This window comes from Candidatus Accumulibacter sp. ACC007 (assembly GCF_907163205.1).
In the GTDB taxonomy this organism is placed as follows: Bacteria; Pseudomonadota; Gammaproteobacteria; order Burkholderiales; family Rhodocyclaceae; genus Accumulibacter; species Accumulibacter regalis.
On the sequence record NZ_CAJQUD010000006.1, the window covers coordinates 36299 to 51682 of the forward strand.

Below are 15384 nucleotides of genomic sequence, written 5' to 3' on the forward strand. Positions count from 1 at the left end.
GAACCCGTCTCGCCTCTGGCCGCCGATTGGCCAACTGTTAACCACTTGTTAGCCGCTCGTTGGCCACGACCATTTCCACCGCGTTTTCTTGCCGCTCGTTTCCCCTGTTCGCCGCCGCAAGGCGCGTTCCTTGAATTTCTCGGGAGTCCTCGATTGACCACTATGCAATATCGTGCCCTGCTCGCCCTGGGCGCCCTGGCGCTGTGTCTGGCGATTGTCAATGCGCTGATGTTCAGCGCCAACCGCCAGGAGCAGAATGAGCTGGCCACACGCGGCCAGTACATCCAGCAGAGCCTGCAGCTGGAACCTCTCTACCAGTCCCTGATCAAGTCGCTGGCCGATCTTGCGGCGCGCGACAACGACACCGCCTTGCGCGACTTGCTGGCCTCGGAGGGGATCACTTTCAGCGCCGGCGGGCAAGCCGCTGCGGCACGGTGAACGACATGAACGAGCCACAGCAAACGAATTTCTTTCTTCCGGTGCTCTTGATCGCGCTGGCGCTGGTCGTCTGGTTCGGCTTCCAGGCCAGCCAGCTGAACCAGGAACGAGCCCAGCTGGCGAGCCTGCGCAGCAATCAGGACAGCACCTACACGAACGCCCAGAAAATGCGCGCGCAGCTAGATTCGCTGGCCGCCGGCACGCAGAAGCTGGCCAGCGCCGGTAACAAGAATGCACAGACGGTGGTCAATGCGCTGCAACAGCGCGGCATCACCATCAACGCGGACGCCAAGCCGGCTCAAGCCCAGTAGCCCTGACCGGAGGATCGGAGGTGGCGGCGCTGACGCCCGCCACCGGCAACCTGTTCTCCGAAGCACGCTCGCCGCCACAAAGGCGTTCTGCTTCCGCCCTGCAGGCGCTAAGATGACGGGCTTTGCGCCTGCGCGGCGCCGCCCGGAGCCGCAATGAATCTCCTGAAGACCCTCGCCACCGTCAGCAGCATGACCCTGCTGTCGCGTATCCTCGGCTTCGTGCGCGACTTCGTGATTGCCCGCACCTTCGGCGCCGGGCTGCTGACCGACGCATTCTTCGTTGCTTTCAAGCTGCCCAACCTGCTGCGCCGGCTGTTTGCCGAAGGTGCTTTCTCGCAAGCGTTTGTCCCGATTCTCGGCGAATACCGCAACAAGCGCGGCCCGGAAGAAACCCGGCTGCTTGTCGATCGCGTGAGCAGCACACTTTTTCTCCTCGTCCTGGTGGTGACCGTGCTCGGTATGGCGGCCGCCTCGCTGCTCGTTTACCTCTCGGCGCCGGGCTTTGCCGACGACCCGGAAAAGTTCGCCCTGACCGTCAGCCTGACGCGCATCACCTTCCCCTATATTCTCTTCATGTCGCTGGTCGCGCTGGCCGGCGGCGTGCTCAATACCTGGAGTCGGTTTGCCGTTCCGGCTTTCACGCCGGTGCTCCTCAACGTTTCGTTCATTGCCATGGCGCTGTTCGCAGCGCCGCACTTCGAGCCGCCGATCCTGGCGCTCGCCTGGGCCGTTTTCATCGGCGGCGCCGTACAACTGGCCTTCCAGATCCCGGCGCTCAAGCGCATCGGCATGCTGCCCAGATTCTCACTGCAGCTGCGCGACGAAGGCGTTCGCCGCATCCTGCGGCTGATGGGACCGGCCTTGCTGGGCGTTTCGGTGGCTCAGGTCAGCCTGCTGCTGAATACCGTTTTCGCCTCGTTCCTGGCCACCGGCAGTGTTTCGTGGCTGTACTATGCCGACCGGCTGATGGAGTTCCCGGCCGGCCTCCTCGGCGCGGCCCTGGGCACCATTCTGCTGCCCTCGCTGTCGCGGCACCATGCCGCCGAGCAGCACGACGATTACTCGCGGCTTCTCGACTGGGGACTGCGGCTGACCTTCCTCCTCGCCGCACCGGCAGCGCTGGCGCTGGCGCTGCTGGCGACGCCGCTGATCACGACGCTGTTTTACCACGGCGCGTTCACTGCCCACGACGTCTTGATGACTCGCAACGCGCTGCTCGCCTACAGCATCGGACTGCTCGGCCTGATCCTGGTGAAAGTTCTCGCCCCCGGTTTCTATGCCCGCCAGAACGTGCGCACGCCGGTCCGGATCGCGATCATTTCACTGTGCACGACACAGATCCTGAACCTGCTGCTGGTGGGCTGGCTACAGCACGCCGGACTGGCCCTGGCCATCAGCCTGGCGGCGATTCTCAACGCCAGCCTGCTGTTTCAGGGTTTGCGGCAGAGCCGCATCTATGCCCCGCAACCCGGCTGGCTACGCTTCTACGCCCGCCTCGTGCTGGCCATGGTGGCCATGGCTGCGGCGCTTTGGTTTACCGTTGACGAAGAGAGCGCCTGGTTGGGCTGGAACCTCAGCCAGCGCCTGCTCCGCCTTTCGCTCCTCGTGAGCTTCGGTGCGAGCGTCTATTTCGCTACACTATGGATCGCAGGTTTTCGCCTGCGCGACTTCAAACGCAGCGCGGCCGAGTAATCAATCAGGAGGATCAACGATGAGATTGAGCAGCAGTAGTTTCACTGACGGGCAGCAGATCCCCGGCGACTTCGCTTTCTGCATTGCCGACCCCGATCACCACGTCTGCCTGGGCAGCAACCGCAACCCGCAGCTGGCGTGGAGCGATGCCCCGGCCGGCACGCAGTCGCTGGCCATCATCTGCCATGACCCCGACGTTCCGAGCCAGGGTGACGACGTCAATCAGGAGGACCGGACGGTGCCGGCGTCGCTGGCGCGCGTCGATTTCTTCCACTGGGTGCTCTTCGACCTGCCGGCCAGCCTCAGCGAGATCAGCGAAGGCGAGTTCTCCAGCGATGTCACGCCACGTGGCAAGCCCGGTCCGCACGCGCCACACGACGCACGCCAGGGAATCAACGATTACACCAGCTGGTTTGCCGGCGACAACGATATGCGCGGCGACTACTACGGCTACGACGGGCCCTGCCCGCCATGGAACGACGAGATGGTCCACCGTTATGTATATACCGTTTTTGCGCTCGACGTGGCCAAGCTCGATGTCGAAGGCAAACTGACCGGGCAGCAGGTCCGTGCCGCGATGCACGGGCACATCCTCGCGCAGGCCAGCCTGACCGGCACTTACACGCTGAATCCTGCGCTCAAGTAGAGTCGCCCGCATGGCGGCAGGCAGCGCAGAGGCAACTGGATGCGCCCTGGCGACCGATCGAGCGCACCCGTAAAAACGAACGGGCCGCATGAGAAGGCCCGTTCGTTTTTTTTTTCGCCAAGCGGACGGCGAGCACAGCGGCAAGCCGCCGCTGCACATGCGCGACTACATCACCCTGACCTCGACGCGACGCGCCTCGGCGCCGTCGCCGGGGCCGGTGGTCAACTCGGGCTTCTTCAGCTCGATACGCTCTTCGGCGATTCCGACCATTTTCAGCACCTCACCGACAGCGACGGCACGGTTCTTAGAAACCTCGGCGTTGGCTTCCGCACTGCCAGTGGCATCGTGGAAGCCCGAAATACCGAGCCTGGCGCCGGCATTGGCCTTGGCATAGACGACGATGCCTTCAAGCGTCGTCGCGACATCACCCGGAAGTTCGGCCGAGCCGACTTCGAAATAGACCGTGGCCATCGGCAGCGCGGCGGCCATCGCCGCAGCTGGAACGGCAGCCGGAGCTTGCGCTGCCGGCATCGGCTTGGCGCCTGCAGCAGGAACCATCAAGGGCACGATCATCAGCGCAACGATGTTGATGATCTTGATCAGCGGGTTGATCGCCGGACCAGCCGTATCCTTGTACGGATCGCCGACGGTATCTCCGGTCACCGAAGCCTTGTGTGCTTCCGAACCCTTGCCGCCGAAGTTACCGTCCTCGATGTGCTTCTTGGCGTTATCCCAGGCACCACCACCGGTGGTCATCGAGATGGCGACGAAGAGGCCGGTGATAATCGTTCCCATCAGCAGGCCGCCGAGCGCCTGTGGGCCAAGCAGCAGGCCAACGACCACCGGCACCAGCACCGGCAGCAGCGAGGGGATGATCATTTCGCGGATCGCTGCAGCGGTCAGCATGCCGACAGCGCGGGAGTAATCCGGCTTCGCCTTGCCTTCCATGATGCCCTTGATTTCCTTGAACTGCCGGCGCACTTCGACGACCACGGAACCGGCAGCACGACCCACGGCCTCCATCGCCATGGCAGCGAAGAGGTAGGGAATCAGACCGCCGAGGAAGAGGCCGATGATCACCATGTGATTCGACAGATCGAAACGCATGCTGCCGCCGAAGTTGGCTTCGAGGGCGTGCGTGTAGTCGGCAAACAGGACCAGCGCGGCCAGACCGGCGGAGCCGATGGCGTAGCCTTTGGTCACCGCCTTGGTGGTATTGCCAACCGCGTCGAGCGGGTCGGTGACATCGCGCACCGACGCCGGCAAACCGGCCATTTCGGCGATACCACCCGCGTTGTCGGTAATCGGCCCATAGGCGTCGAGGGCAACGATGATTCCGGACATCGAGAGCATCGCGGTCGCCGCGATGGCGATGCCGTAAAGGCCGGCCAGCGCATGGGTGACGTAGATCGCCGCGCAAACGGAGAGTACCGGCAGTGCACACGATTTCATCGAGACGGCGAGGCCAGCGATGATGTTCGTGCCGTGACCGGTGGTCGAAGCCTGGGCAACACTCCTGACCGGCGAGAACTCGGTCGCGGTGTAATACTCGGTGATCCACACCAGCAGGCCGGTCAGTATCAGGCCGATGGTCGCCGCCCCGAAGATGCTCCCGGAGCTGATCAGCTTGCCGTCCGCAAGCGTTATTCCGTCGCCGAGCAGCATGATGGTCACCGGGTAGAAGGCGACCAGAGCCAGTGCGCCAGCCACGGCCAGGCCGCGGTAGAGCGCATTCATGATCTTGCCGCCATCACTGGCTTTGACGAAGAAGCAGCCAACGATCGAGGCAATGATGGAAACGCCCCCCAGGACCAGCGGGTAGATGATCAGGTTGTCGTTGGCGTCGGGGACGCCCTTGAGCATCATTGCGCCAAGCACCATGGTCGCGACCACGGTCACCCCGTAGGTCTCGAAGAGGTCGGCAGCCATGCCCGCACAGTCGCCGACGTTGTCACCGACGTTGTCGGCGATGACCGCCGGGTTACGTGGGTCGTCTTCCGGAATTCCAGCCTCGACCTTGCCGACCAGGTCGGCGCCGACGTCCGCTCCCTTGGTGAAGATGCCGCCACCCAGACGGGCAAAGATCGAGATCAGCGAGCCGCCGAAGGCCAGGCCAATCAGCGGTTCAACCGCGTGATGCAGGTCGCCGCTCGGGTCTCTGAGGACGGCGTAGTAGCCGGCGACACCGAGCAGACCGAGACCGACGACGAGCATGCCGGTGATGGCACCCCCCTTGAAGGCGACGTCCAGCGCCGGGGCAATGCCGTTGCGCGCCGCTTCGGCGGTGCGCACGTTGGCGCGCACCGAAACGTTCATGCCGATGAAGCCGGTGGCCCCCGAGAGGACGGCGCCGATCAGGAAGCCGATGGCCATGAGCTTGCCGAGTGCCAGCCAGATGACCACGAAAAGGACCGCACCGACGACGCCGATGGTGGTGTACTGCTTGTTGAGATAAGCAGAAGCGCCCTCCTGAATGGCTTTGGCAATCTCCTGCATTTTCGGATTGCCGGCTGGCAAGCCGAGAATCCATTTGGTCATTGCAGCGCCGTAACCTACTGCAATGAGCGCACATATCAGCGCGAACACCAGATAACCCATATACAACCTCCCTCTCTAAAGTTTCCCAGCTCCCAGGGGAACTCCCCGTGGCTGAAATTTACCCCATAAGCGACTTGAACAACAAAAAACCGATGCTAAACACCGCTTGATCGCTCGCTCGCTGCGAACGGTTCAAGCCGGAGTGGCGGAGAACAGAGTCTTGGCCGCTCCGCAGACGCAACAAACGCCGCAGCAGCGGCGCTGGTGAGACCGCGGTAGCCCCATGCCCGCAATCGGGAAGCGACGGCACTGGCACTCGCGAGCTGCGCAGAAGAGACCTCCTTGCGATCCACCGTCATCGACGGCGAGGGCTATTGAAGCGCATCGAACGCGGCTCTCTTGATCTCCTCGACGCTGCCGACACCGGCAATTCGCGGGCACTTCGGCGCCCTGGGGTCACCAGTGGCCGCCCATGCTCGGTAGTACTCGAGCAAGGGCTTGGTCTGCGAATGATAAATCTGCAAGCGCTTGCGGACCGTTTCCTCCTGGTCGTCGGCGCGCTGAATCAGCTCTTCTCCCGTCGCATCATCCTGTCCGGCCACGCGCGGCGGGTTGAAGCGCAGATGATAGGTACGCCCGGAGGCGAGATGGACGCGGCGGCCGCTCATCCGTTCGATGATTTCCTCGTCGGCGACGTCGATTTCGAGCACGTAGTCGAGCGCCACCCCGGCAGCCTTCATCGCCTCGGCTTGCGGCAAGGTGCGCGGGAAACCGTCGAAGAGGTAGCCCTCGGCGCAATCGGGCTGTTGCAGGCGATCGCTGACCAGGCCGATGATGATCTCGTCGGAGACCAGGCCCCCGGAATCCATCACCTTTTTGGCGGCCACTCCGAGAGGGGTGCCGGCCTTCACCGCAGCACGCAGCATGTCGCCGGTGGAGATCTGCGGGATGCCGAAGTGCTCGCAAATGAACTGGGCCTGGGTGCCTTTTCCAGCCCCTGGCGCACCGAGTAGAATGAGTTTCATGGTTCGCTTTCGTTGATTTTCAAGTCGAGCAAATTGTTCAGAAGTTCAGACACTTGCACTCCAGCCACGGGCCGCCGGCAGCACGTTGTCGTGATCAACACGCCGCAACTTACCCTCAAACCGGCAGACGGTCAAACTTTTTGAACGATGCCTGAACGCGTTGCGCATCCGCGGGGGTATCGACACCGGCAGCCGGCAGCTGGTCGGAAATCGCCACGCTGATGCGAAAGCCGTGCCACAGGGCACGCAACTGCTCGAGCGCTTCGAGGCCTTCCAGCGGCGAAGGCGCGAGGCCGGCATAGGTGCGCAGGAAGCGCGCGCGATAGGCGTACAGCCCGACGTGGCGATAGGCGAGCATGTGCGCGGGCAGCGTTTCGCCGCCCGCCTCGCGGGCAAAGTGGTCGCGCGCATAGGGAATCGGCGCCCGCGAAAAATACAGCGCGTCGCCACTGGCGGCCAGCACCACCTTGACCACATGCGGACTGAAGAAATCGGCGGCGTCTACGACGGGGTGCGCCACGGTGGCGATGTCGGCGCCACTCTGCGCCAGCTGGGCTGCCGTCCGGGCGATCAGCGCCGGGTCGATCAGTGGTTCATCGCCTTGCACGTTGACCACCATGGTGTCGTCACTCCAGCCGGCAGCATCGACCACCTCGGCCAGGCGGTCCGTCCCGCTGACGTGATCGGCACGGGTCAACATGGCCCGCAAGCCGTGGCGCTCGACCGCCGCCAGCACTTGCGGATGGTCGGTGGCCACCAGCACTTCATCGGCACCCGACAAAACGGCACGCTCGGCGACGCGCACGACCATCGGCTTGCCGGCCAGGTCGAGCAGAGGTTTGCCCGGCAAGCGGGTCGACGCATAACGAGCCGGAATGACCACCTTGAACGGCATCGCGTGCATGTTTGCGGCGCCCGGCACTCAGGCTTCGTCGGTGGTCAGCGGACGGGCTTCATCCTGCAGCATGATCGGGATGCCGTCGCGGACCGGGAAAGCCAGCCTGCAAGGCTTGCACACCAGCTCCGACTGCGCCTTGCGGTATTCGAGGTTGGCCTTGCAGATCGGGCAGACGAGGATATCAAGCAGTCGTGCGTCCATTGAGTTTCTCCAGAATTGTCTCGAAAAGACCGGCCCCCCCCGGCGGGCCGCTGATGACCGCTTCGACCGGCAACACCCAAGCCTCGCCGGTCACAATCGGCGCACATTTTACCGCATCTTTTTCGGTCATCAGCAGGACGCCGTCGCCAGCAAAGGCCAGGTCGGCGGCAGTATAGGCATGGTGGTCGGCAAAGGGGTGGGCTTCGAAATCGAGCCCCAGCGCCTGCAGCTGCGCGAAGAAGCGAGCAGGATCGCCGATCCCGGCCAGCGCATACAGCTTGCGACCGCGCAGAGAAGCCGCGTCGCAACTACCGGCGAGCCGACGGGCGAACTCACCGGCGGCGACGAAGCGCTGGCCCACGAGGCGCATGTCGAACTGCGGACAATCGCCGGCGGCACCCGCCACGTCAGGTTCGCGGCGGCCGTTCCAGACCACTGCGTCCACCCCGGTCAGTCGCCGCAGTGGCTCGCGCAGGGGGCCCGCAGGCAGCAGCCGGCGATTGCCGGCGCCGCGCCCGTCAAAGACCACGATTTCCAGTGTACGCTGCAGGCGATAGTGCTGCAGGCCATCGTCGGAGACGATCACATCGCATTCGGGATGGGCGACGAGCAGGGTTTTCCCGGCGGCCACCCGGTCGCGACCGACGAAGACCGGCACACCGCTACGCCGCGCGAGGAGCAGCGGCTCATCGCCAACCAGGGAAGGTGGCGTGCCTGCGGCGACCACGCGCACGCCCTCGCCGCTGCCACCATGGCCGCGACTGATGATGCCCGGTCGCCAACCGGCTTCGCGCAGACGCTCGACCAACCACAGCACCAGCGGCGTCTTGCCGCTGCCACCAACAGTGAGATTGCCGACGACGATCACCGGCACCGGCAAGCGGTGTGCCAGCGGCACACCGCAGCGGAACCACCTGCGTCGCAGCCCGGCAAGTGCGCCGAACAGCCAGGAGAGGGGCAGCAGCGGCCACAGGGCAGGGGTCAGACGGCGCTCATACCAGCGCCGCGAAAGGCTGCCTGCGATGCCGCCAGCGGCCATCAGCGGGGCGATTGCGTGGCGAAGGAAATGCGCGGGTAACCGGCTGCCTGAGCCGCCTGCATGATGTCGACAACGCTCTGATGCGTTGCCTTGGCGTCGGCGTTGATGACGATCACCGGATCCTTGGCCTCGCCGGCAGCGCGGCGCAGTGCGTCGCTGATCGCCTCGACGCTGACGGCAGCGAGCGGCGTCTTGTTGACCAGCACCTGGCCGGACGGGGTCACGCTCACGCTGATTTCATTGGGCTGCTCGTTCTGCTTGCTGGCGTCGGCCGTCGGCAGGTTGATCTCCAGCCCCGAGAACTTGGCGTAGGTGGTGGTGAGCATGAGGAAGATGATGATCACCAGGAGCACGTCGATGAAGGGAATCAGGTTGATCTCGGGCACGTCGCTCGTGCGACCGCGGCGAAAGTTCATCGTCGGCTCCTAGGACCGGCGCTCGCCGTGCAGAACCTCGACCAGGCGCACCGCCTGTTGCTGCATGTCGATGACGAAACCGGAAACCAGGGCACGGAAGTGGCGCCAGAAGATCATGCTCGGAATGGCGATCACCAGGCCGAAGCCGGTGTTGTACAGGGCCACCGAAATCCCGTGCGCCAGTTGCATCGGGTTGCTGCCGCTGGGCGCCTGCGAGGCGAAGATCTCGATCATGCCGACGATGGTGCCGAACAGACCCATCAAGGGGCTGATCGAGGCAATGGTGCCGAGCGTCGTCAGGTAGCGTTCGAGCTCGTGCGAAACGACGGTGCCGGCCTCCTCGATCGACTCCTTCATGATTTCGCGCGAACAACCCTCGTTGCGCAGACCGGCGGCAAGCACGCGACCAAGTGGCGAATGCGCCTCCAGATCGACGACCATCGCCTGTGTGGCACCTCTCTCCCGGAATTCGCTGACCACCCGCTGCAACAGGCCGGCCGGAACGACTTTGGCCCGCCGCAGCGCCACCAGGCGCTCGATGATCAGCGCGACGGCCAGGATCGACGCCAGCAGCAAGGGCCAGATTGGCCAACCAGCGGCCTGAACGATGGCAAACACGGTGCACCCCAGGTGATTTTCAAGGGGAGAACTTTAGCCTGCGCCAGGCTTTGCGGCAAGTGCCGATGCGATGCGTGGCGCTGCGAACCGGCGCCAGCGAGGCCGGACGCATTCACTGACCGCCCGGGAATCCACAGGAACTGTGGATAAGAGTGCTGCCAGGCTGTTGGCAAGCGGCGCAAGTGGCGAACGGGCAAGCGTTTTTTTGCCGTGCCTGCCCAGCGAGCAACGAGCCGGCGGGGGCACCGGGCCTTTGCCGACGGAAAGTGCCCTGCACATCAGCCGCAGACTGCCCGCCGGCCGCCAAACGGGTGAGCCAGAACACCGCCGCCGGCAGCGCGCGCGGCGAGCCATGTAGAATCCGCGGATGTCAGAGACCGCCCCAGCCAGCAACACCTTTCCCGCAAGCGCTCCGGTGATCCCGGTGGCCGTGCTCAATCGCCTCGCCCGCGAACGACTCGAGTCCGCCTTTCCGCTGTGCTGGGTCGCCGGCGAGGTCTCCAACCTCAGCCGGGCGCCTTCCGGACATGTCTACTTCTCGCTCAAGGACGCCGCCGCACAGGTGCGCTGCGTGATGTTCCGCAGCCGCGCGCAGCTCCTCGGCTGGCGACTGGAAAACGGCCAGCACATCGAGGCGCGGGTGCTGGTCACTCTCTACGAGGCGCGCGGCGACTTCCAACTCAACGTCGAAGCCGCGCGGCGCGGCGGCGTCGGCCACCTCTACGAAGAGTTCCTGCGCCTCAAGGACAAGCTCGACGGCGAAGGGCTCTTCGCCAGCGCCGGCAAACGCGCCCTGCCGACGTTTCCGCGCTGCGTCGGCGTCGTCACCTCGCTGCAGGCGGCGGCACTGCGCGACGTTCTGACGACGCTCACCCGCCGCGCCCCGCAGCTGAGCATCGTCGTCTACCCGACGCCGGTGCAGGGCGACGGCGCCGGCGCGCAGATTGCCGACGCCATTTGCCGCGCCGGCGAGCGCCGCGACTGCGAAGTGCTGATCGTCTGTCGTGGCGGCGGCAGCATGGAAGACCTCTGGGCGTTCAATGACGAGCGCGTGGCGCGGGCGATCCGCGCCTGCCCGCTGCCGGTGATCTGCGGAGTCGGCCACGAAACCGATTTCACCATCGCCGACTTCGCCGCCGATCAGCGTGCGCCGACACCCACGGCGGCGGCCGAACTCGCCGCCCCCGAGCAGGCGGCGCTGCTCGCTCGTCTCGCTGGCTCACAGGCCGCCCTGCGCCGGCAGATCGAGCAGCTTCTTGCCCAGCGTGGCCAGCAGGTGGACTGGCTGGCCCGCCGCCTGCAACATCCGGCGCAGTACCTGGCCCAGCACGGCGAACGGCTGCGCAATCTACGGCGCCGGCTCGGCGCCGGGCTGCTGCAAGCCAGCGCGCATTCCCGCGCTGAACTGACCCGCCTCAGCCGCCGCCTGCTGCTCAACCGCCCCGACCCGGCACGCCACGCCGGCCGGCTCGCCGCACTGGCACCACAACTGCGCAGCGCCTGGCACGACGTGCAGCACGGCAGGCGCGCCGACCTCGACCGGCTGGCCGCCGGACTCGCGCACCTCAATCCGCAGGCTGTCCTGGCGCGCGGTTACAGTGTCGTCACCAACGGGCAGGGCGAGATCGTCCGCGACGCCCGCAGCCTGGAACCAAGCGCGCGAATTGCTGTCTTGTTGCACCGTGGGCGCCTCGAGGCCGAGGTGACTGCGCTTTTCGAAGATCATGGAGGGCCCGATCGACCGCTCTTTCCACCAGGCGCCATTGCCAGTACCGCGGGCCGCGAATAGAATTCCGGGGCCAGGAAGCCAGGAAGCCAGGAACTCGCGGATCCATGAAATCCGTAAAAGCCATGAATACGCGAACGAGCAGGACGCGTTCACCGCATCGCTTGACTGCGCTCCATTTCACCCCATAACAACCTTCACGGAGAACAACAATGGAACATCAGCTACCGCAGCTTCCCTTCGCCATCGACGCTCTGGCGCCGCACATGTCGCAGGAAACCCTCGAATACCACCACGGCAAGCACCATCAGGCCTACGTCACCAACCTCAACAACCTGATCAAGGGCAGCGAATACGAAGCTCTTGACCTCGAGGCAATCGTCAAGAAAGCGCCCGCCGGCGGCATCTACAACAACTCGGCGCAGGTCTGGAACCACACTTTCTTCTGGAACTGCCTGAAGCCCGCTGGCGGCGGCGCACCCGGCGGCGCGCTGGCCGCGGCGATCGACGCCAAGTGGGGCTCATTCGCCGAGTTCGGCAAGGCTTTCCAGGCTTCCGCGGTCGGCAACTTCGGCTCGGGCTGGACCTGGCTGGTCAAGAAAGCCGACGGCTCGGTGGATATCGTCAACATGGGCGCGGCCGGCACGCCGCTGACCACCGGCGACACGGCGCTCCTGTGCATCGATGTCTGGGAGCATGCCTACTACGTCGACTACCGCAACATGCGTCCCAAGTTCGTCGAGACCTTCCTCGCCCAACTCGCCAACTGGACCTTCGCCGAGAAGAATTTCGCCGGCTAAGCGGCAGCAAGCGACGCAGGACGGGGGCCCAGGCCCCCGTTTTTCATTTTGAAAAGGGTGCGCAGCGTTGCTTAGCCGAGCGGCAAACTGAGCGTCACTTCGAGGCCGCCATCCGGCCTGTTGCGTGCCCGTACCTGGCCGCCGTGCGAAAGCAGCGCCCGCCGGGCGATCGCCAGTCCGAGTCCGTAGCCGATCGTGCCCGCGTTGTTGTCGGCACGGTAGAACGGTTCAAAAATTGCCTCGAGGTCGGCTTCCGGCACGCCGGGGCCGCGATCGGCAACGACGATTTCGAACACGCCTGACGCTTGGCAGGCGCCCGAAACCCCGGAAGTCCTGCCTTCCCCTGCTACCCCACCGTCGACCAGGCGGCGCGCCGTCACTTCGACGGTGGTCCCCGCGGCGGTGTATTTGGCGGCGTTGCGAACGACGTTCTCGACAGCGCGATAGAGCAGCTCACCCTGCACGCTCGCGGTCACTTCGCCGGCACCGCTGAAATGCACGCGGCGACCACTCGCTTCGGCCTCGAAACCGGCGTCGTCGGCGATGCTGGCGACCATTTCCATGAGCTCGATGGTCACCGGTGGCGCGCCCGGCGTGCCGGCTTCGAGACGCGACAGGGTGAGCAGCTCGCCGACCAGTTCGTCAAGGCGAACCGACTCGCGTTCGATGCGCTCGAGCGTCATTTCGAGTTTCTCCGGGCTCTGCCGGGCCAGCCCGATGGCTGCGTGCAGGCGCGCCAGCGGCGAGCGCAGCTCGTGCGAAACATCGTGCAGAAGACGCTGTTGGCTATGGATCTGCGCCTGCAGGCGCTGCGCCATGCGGTCGAAGTCGCGCCCGAGATCGGCCAGCTCGTCGCGCCGGCTGCCCATCGAAGGCTGCACGCGCGTCTCCAGATGCCCGTCGGAAACGGCGCGAAAAGCGCCGCGCAGGCTGCGAATCGGCTTGGCCACGTACCACGCCAGCGCGGCGCTGAAGGCGAGGCTGGCGAGCAGACCGGCAATGATCGGCAGCGCCGGCGACGGCCGTTCGCTGCGCAGCAGGTGACCACGCCCACCCGGGCGCTCGTAACGGGCGACCAAGGTGTAGGTCTGTCCGTCGTGCGCGTGTACGCGCCGCGCACCGGACATCGGTCCACGCCGGAAGTCACCCGAAGCCAGCGCGGCGCTCAGGTCGCCGGGAAGCTCGCGACCGAAGAGGTCGCGACCGCCTTCGTCGATCACGAAAAGCTGCGCCTTGCCCGGAGCTTCGGCCCATTCGCGCAACACTTCGCGCATCATCTGTGGGCCGCCGCGGCGCAGGAAAACCTCCGCCGCATCGAGCATCACCGCCGCCCGCGGGCCACCCGGCAGGGCCGGCAGCGATTCGAATTCGGCCTCGGCCTGACGGTGCAGCCAGACGACGCTGCCGACGCCGACACCGGCGAGCAACAGCGCCAGCCAGAAGGCAAAGAAGGATTTCCAGAAGAGCCGTCCCACGTTCAGGCCTTGACGAACTGATAACCCTGGCCGCGAACGGTCTGGATCCACGAGTCGCCGTCGGGCCGGGCGCCGAGCTTCTGGCGAATGCTGCTCACATGCACGTCGATACTCCGGTCGAAGCGCGCCAGCGGGCGCCCCATCGCCAGCTCCGAGAGGTCGCTCTTGCTCACCACGCGGCCAGCGTGGCGGGCCATGACTTCGAGAATGCTGTATTCGGTGCTCGTCAATTCGAGCGGCTGCTGCTGCCATTGCGCGCTTCGCCGCTCGGGCCACATGCGCAGGGGACCGACGACGATCGGCCCGTCGGACGTGCTCTCGGCGCTGTTGTCGGCGACCCGGCGCAGGATCGCCCGCAGCCGGGCGACCAGCTCGCGTGGCGAACACGGCTTCGGCACGTAGTCGTCGGCGCCGAGTTCGAGCCCGATGATGCGGTCGATGTCATCACCCCTGGCGGTGAGCATCAACACCGGCAGGCGGCTGGCGGCGCGGATGCGGCGCAGGACCTCGACGCCGTTGAGCCGCGGCATCATCACGTCGAGCACGGCGATGGCGTAGCGCCCGCTGAGTGCTTCGCGCACACCGCTTTCGCCATCATGCACCGCCTCGGCTTCGAATCCCTCCTGTTCGAGGTACTCGCGCAGCATCGAGGCGAGTTCGACATCGTCATCGACCAGCAGTACTCGAGTCATCGTGCCCATCCTCTCCACAGCACTGATGATAAGCGCCGGCAAGGCCTGGTCACGCTTCTTTACGGCTCTTTACCGGCTTTAACGCCCGCTGCCCATCGCCTGCTGCCGCTCGGCGCCCATTTACATGGCTTTACAGACGATTAACCGCGCTTTACCGCCCGCTGCGCGAAAGTTCAGCCAACGGTCGAGGCAACCGATGCCCGACTGGAACCCCCCTTTATCAAGGAGCCAAACATGAATACATTCAAACGCACTCTTGCCGTTTTCCTGGCCACCAGCAGCATCGCCCTGGCCGTCCCGCTGGCCGCCAATGCCGGCCCGATGATGGGCGGCGGAATGGAAGGCGGCTGTGGCAAAGGCTGGTCAGAGATGCGCGGCGGCCAGCGCGACGGCGTGCCACCGATGATGAAGAACCTTAAGCTGACCCCCGAACAGCAAACCACGATCAGCGAGCTACGCAAGCAGGACAGCGCGCTGATCGGCGAAAAGTACCAGAGCATGCGCGACAGCCGTGCGCAGCTGCACGAAATGGCGAAGAAGGGCGAATACGACGAAGCGAAAGTCAAGGCGCTTACCGAGCAGGGCGCCCAGGCAATGGCCGAAATGGCCCAGCTGCGGGCCCGTCAGCACCACCAGATCATGGCGGTGCTCACCCCCGAGCAGCGCGAGAAGCTCGCAGCCCAGCGCGATGCGATGATGAAGCGCTGGGAGAAGAAGCGTGGCGAGCGACCAGGGCCCGCCGCTTGACCGGACGTCAGGACTGGCAGCCTTCGCCAGGCGGGTAGCATGAGCGCCTGGCGAAGGCTGCAGACGACCGACGAAGCCGCCAACGCCGTCCCTCGATCGATTCCACCTTAGCGGAGTAAATA

At 65.2% G+C, this 15384-nt stretch carries 16 protein-coding genes; 7 read left to right on the plus strand and 9 right to left on the minus strand.

What is annotated here, in order from left to right:
* Nucleotides 1-153: 153 nt before the first annotated feature.
* From QZ634_RS14000 to QZ634_RS14015, 4 genes are all read left to right on the plus strand, one after another.
* Nucleotides 154-438, plus strand: coding sequence for a hypothetical protein (locus tag QZ634_RS14000; RefSeq protein ID WP_291863987.1), 285 nt, complete (start codon nucleotides 154-156; stop codon nucleotides 436-438).
* Nucleotides 439-443: 5 nt separating this feature from the next.
* Nucleotides 444-749, plus strand: a complete 306-nt coding sequence (locus QZ634_RS14005; protein ID WP_291989334.1) for a hypothetical protein — start codon at nucleotides 444-446, stop codon at nucleotides 747-749.
* A gap of 153 nt (nucleotides 750-902) precedes the next feature.
* The gene (murJ, locus tag QZ634_RS14010) at nucleotides 903-2441 is read left to right on the plus strand and encodes a murein biosynthesis integral membrane protein MurJ (RefSeq protein ID WP_291989336.1); all 1539 of its coding nucleotides are present in this window, start codon (nucleotides 903-905) and stop codon (nucleotides 2439-2441) included.
* 19 nt (nucleotides 2442-2460) lie between these two features.
* Complete coding sequence (locus tag QZ634_RS14015) at nucleotides 2461-3087, plus strand: YbhB/YbcL family Raf kinase inhibitor-like protein (protein WP_291989338.1); 627 nt, start codon at nucleotides 2461-2463, stop codon at nucleotides 3085-3087.
* Between the two features lie 165 nt (nucleotides 3088-3252).
* On the opposite strand, the gene QZ634_RS14020 is transcribed toward QZ634_RS14015, so the two are convergent.
* From QZ634_RS14020 to QZ634_RS14050, 7 genes are all read right to left on the minus strand, one after another.
* Nucleotides 3253-5685 (minus strand): sodium-translocating pyrophosphatase, encoded by a 2433-nt coding sequence (locus QZ634_RS14020; protein ID WP_291989340.1) that lies wholly within the window; start codon nucleotides 5683-5685, stop codon nucleotides 3253-3255.
* A 311-nt stretch (nucleotides 5686-5996) separates the two neighbouring features.
* Nucleotides 5997-6650: an adenylate kinase gene (adk, locus tag QZ634_RS14025; protein ID WP_291989342.1), complete on the minus strand. Its 654-nt coding sequence runs from the start codon at nucleotides 6648-6650 to the stop codon at nucleotides 5997-5999.
* A gap of 115 nt (nucleotides 6651-6765) precedes the next feature.
* Nucleotides 6766-7554 (minus strand): 3-deoxy-manno-octulosonate cytidylyltransferase, encoded by a 789-nt coding sequence (gene kdsB, locus QZ634_RS14030; protein WP_291989344.1) that lies wholly within the window; start codon nucleotides 7552-7554, stop codon nucleotides 6766-6768.
* An 18-nt stretch (nucleotides 7555-7572) separates the two neighbouring features.
* Entirely contained in the window at nucleotides 7573-7749 is a 177-nt protein-coding gene (locus QZ634_RS14035) for a Trm112 family protein (protein ID WP_043570348.1), read from the minus strand.
* On the minus strand, nucleotides 7730-8788 hold the full coding sequence (gene lpxK / locus QZ634_RS14040; RefSeq protein ID WP_291989347.1) for a tetraacyldisaccharide 4'-kinase: 1059 nt from the start codon (nucleotides 8786-8788) through the stop codon (nucleotides 7730-7732). The genes QZ634_RS14035 and lpxK overlap by 20 nt, the downstream gene beginning before the upstream one ends.
* Complete coding sequence (locus tag QZ634_RS14045; RefSeq protein ID WP_291989349.1) at nucleotides 8788-9204, minus strand: biopolymer transporter ExbD; 417 nt, start codon at nucleotides 9202-9204, stop codon at nucleotides 8788-8790. The genes lpxK and QZ634_RS14045 overlap by 1 nt, the downstream gene beginning before the upstream one ends.
* A 9-nt stretch (nucleotides 9205-9213) precedes the next feature.
* Entirely contained in the window at nucleotides 9214-9822 is a 609-nt protein-coding gene (locus QZ634_RS14050) for a MotA/TolQ/ExbB proton channel family protein (protein WP_291989351.1), read from the minus strand.
* Between the two features lie 367 nt (nucleotides 9823-10189).
* Here QZ634_RS14050 and xseA point away from each other — a divergent pair, with 367 nt between their 5' ends.
* Together xseA and QZ634_RS14060 are read left to right on the plus strand one after the other, a co-directional pair.
* Entirely contained in the window at nucleotides 10190-11611 is a 1422-nt protein-coding gene (gene xseA / locus QZ634_RS14055; protein ID WP_291989353.1) for an exodeoxyribonuclease VII large subunit, read from the plus strand.
* A gap of 149 nt (nucleotides 11612-11760) precedes the next feature.
* Nucleotides 11761-12348, plus strand: coding sequence for a Fe-Mn family superoxide dismutase (locus tag QZ634_RS14060; RefSeq protein WP_291989355.1), 588 nt, complete (start codon nucleotides 11761-11763; stop codon nucleotides 12346-12348).
* A 71-nt stretch (nucleotides 12349-12419) separates the two neighbouring features.
* Here the strand turns inward: QZ634_RS14060 and QZ634_RS14065 are convergent, their stop codons facing one another.
* Both QZ634_RS14065 and QZ634_RS14070 read right to left on the minus strand, forming a co-directional pair.
* Nucleotides 12420-13823, minus strand: a complete 1404-nt coding sequence (locus QZ634_RS14065) for an ATP-binding protein (RefSeq protein WP_291989357.1) — start codon at nucleotides 13821-13823, stop codon at nucleotides 12420-12422.
* A gap of 2 nt (nucleotides 13824-13825) precedes the next feature.
* Entirely contained in the window at nucleotides 13826-14515 is a 690-nt protein-coding gene (locus tag QZ634_RS14070; protein ID WP_291989359.1) for a response regulator transcription factor, read from the minus strand.
* Nucleotides 14516-14749: 234 nt separating this feature from the next.
* Between QZ634_RS14070 and QZ634_RS14075 the strand changes: the two genes are divergently transcribed.
* Nucleotides 14750-15262, plus strand: a complete 513-nt coding sequence (locus QZ634_RS14075) for a Spy/CpxP family protein refolding chaperone (protein ID WP_291989361.1) — start codon at nucleotides 14750-14752, stop codon at nucleotides 15260-15262.
* Nucleotides 15263-15384 lie beyond the last annotated feature (122 nt).

Bases quoted from the DNA above. Each gene is read 5' to 3' on its own strand.
- QZ634_RS14005 (WP_291989334.1), top strand. From the start codon at position 444: ATGAACGAGCCACAGCAAACGAATTTCTTTCTTCCGGTGCTCTTGATC.
- murJ (WP_291989336.1), top strand. From the start codon at position 903: ATGAATCTCCTGAAGACCCTCGCCACCGTCAGCAGCATGACCCTGCTG.
- QZ634_RS14015 (WP_291989338.1), top strand. From the start codon at position 2,461: ATGAGATTGAGCAGCAGTAGTTTCACTGACGGGCAGCAGATCCCCGGC.
- QZ634_RS14020 (WP_291989340.1), bottom strand. From the start codon at position 5,685: ATGGGTTATCTGGTGTTCGCGCTGATATGTGCGCTCATTGCAGTAGGT.
- adk (WP_291989342.1), bottom strand. From the start codon at position 6,650: ATGAAACTCATTCTACTCGGTGCGCCAGGGGCTGGAAAAGGCACCCAG.
- kdsB (WP_291989344.1), bottom strand. From the start codon at position 7,554: ATGCACGCGATGCCGTTCAAGGTGGTCATTCCGGCTCGTTATGCGTCG.
- QZ634_RS14035 (WP_043570348.1), bottom strand. From the start codon at position 7,749: ATGGACGCACGACTGCTTGATATCCTCGTCTGCCCGATCTGCAAGGCC.
- lpxK (WP_291989347.1), bottom strand. From the start codon at position 8,788: ATGGCCGCTGGCGGCATCGCAGGCAGCCTTTCGCGGCGCTGGTATGAG.
- QZ634_RS14045 (WP_291989349.1), bottom strand. From the start codon at position 9,204: ATGAACTTTCGCCGCGGTCGCACGAGCGACGTGCCCGAGATCAACCTG.
- xseA (WP_291989353.1), top strand. From the start codon at position 10,190: ATGTCAGAGACCGCCCCAGCCAGCAACACCTTTCCCGCAAGCGCTCCG.
- QZ634_RS14060 (WP_291989355.1), top strand. From the start codon at position 11,761: ATGGAACATCAGCTACCGCAGCTTCCCTTCGCCATCGACGCTCTGGCG.
- QZ634_RS14070 (WP_291989359.1), bottom strand. From the start codon at position 14,515: ATGACTCGAGTACTGCTGGTCGATGACGATGTCGAACTCGCCTCGATG.
- QZ634_RS14075 (WP_291989361.1), top strand. From the start codon at position 14,750: ATGAATACATTCAAACGCACTCTTGCCGTTTTCCTGGCCACCAGCAGC.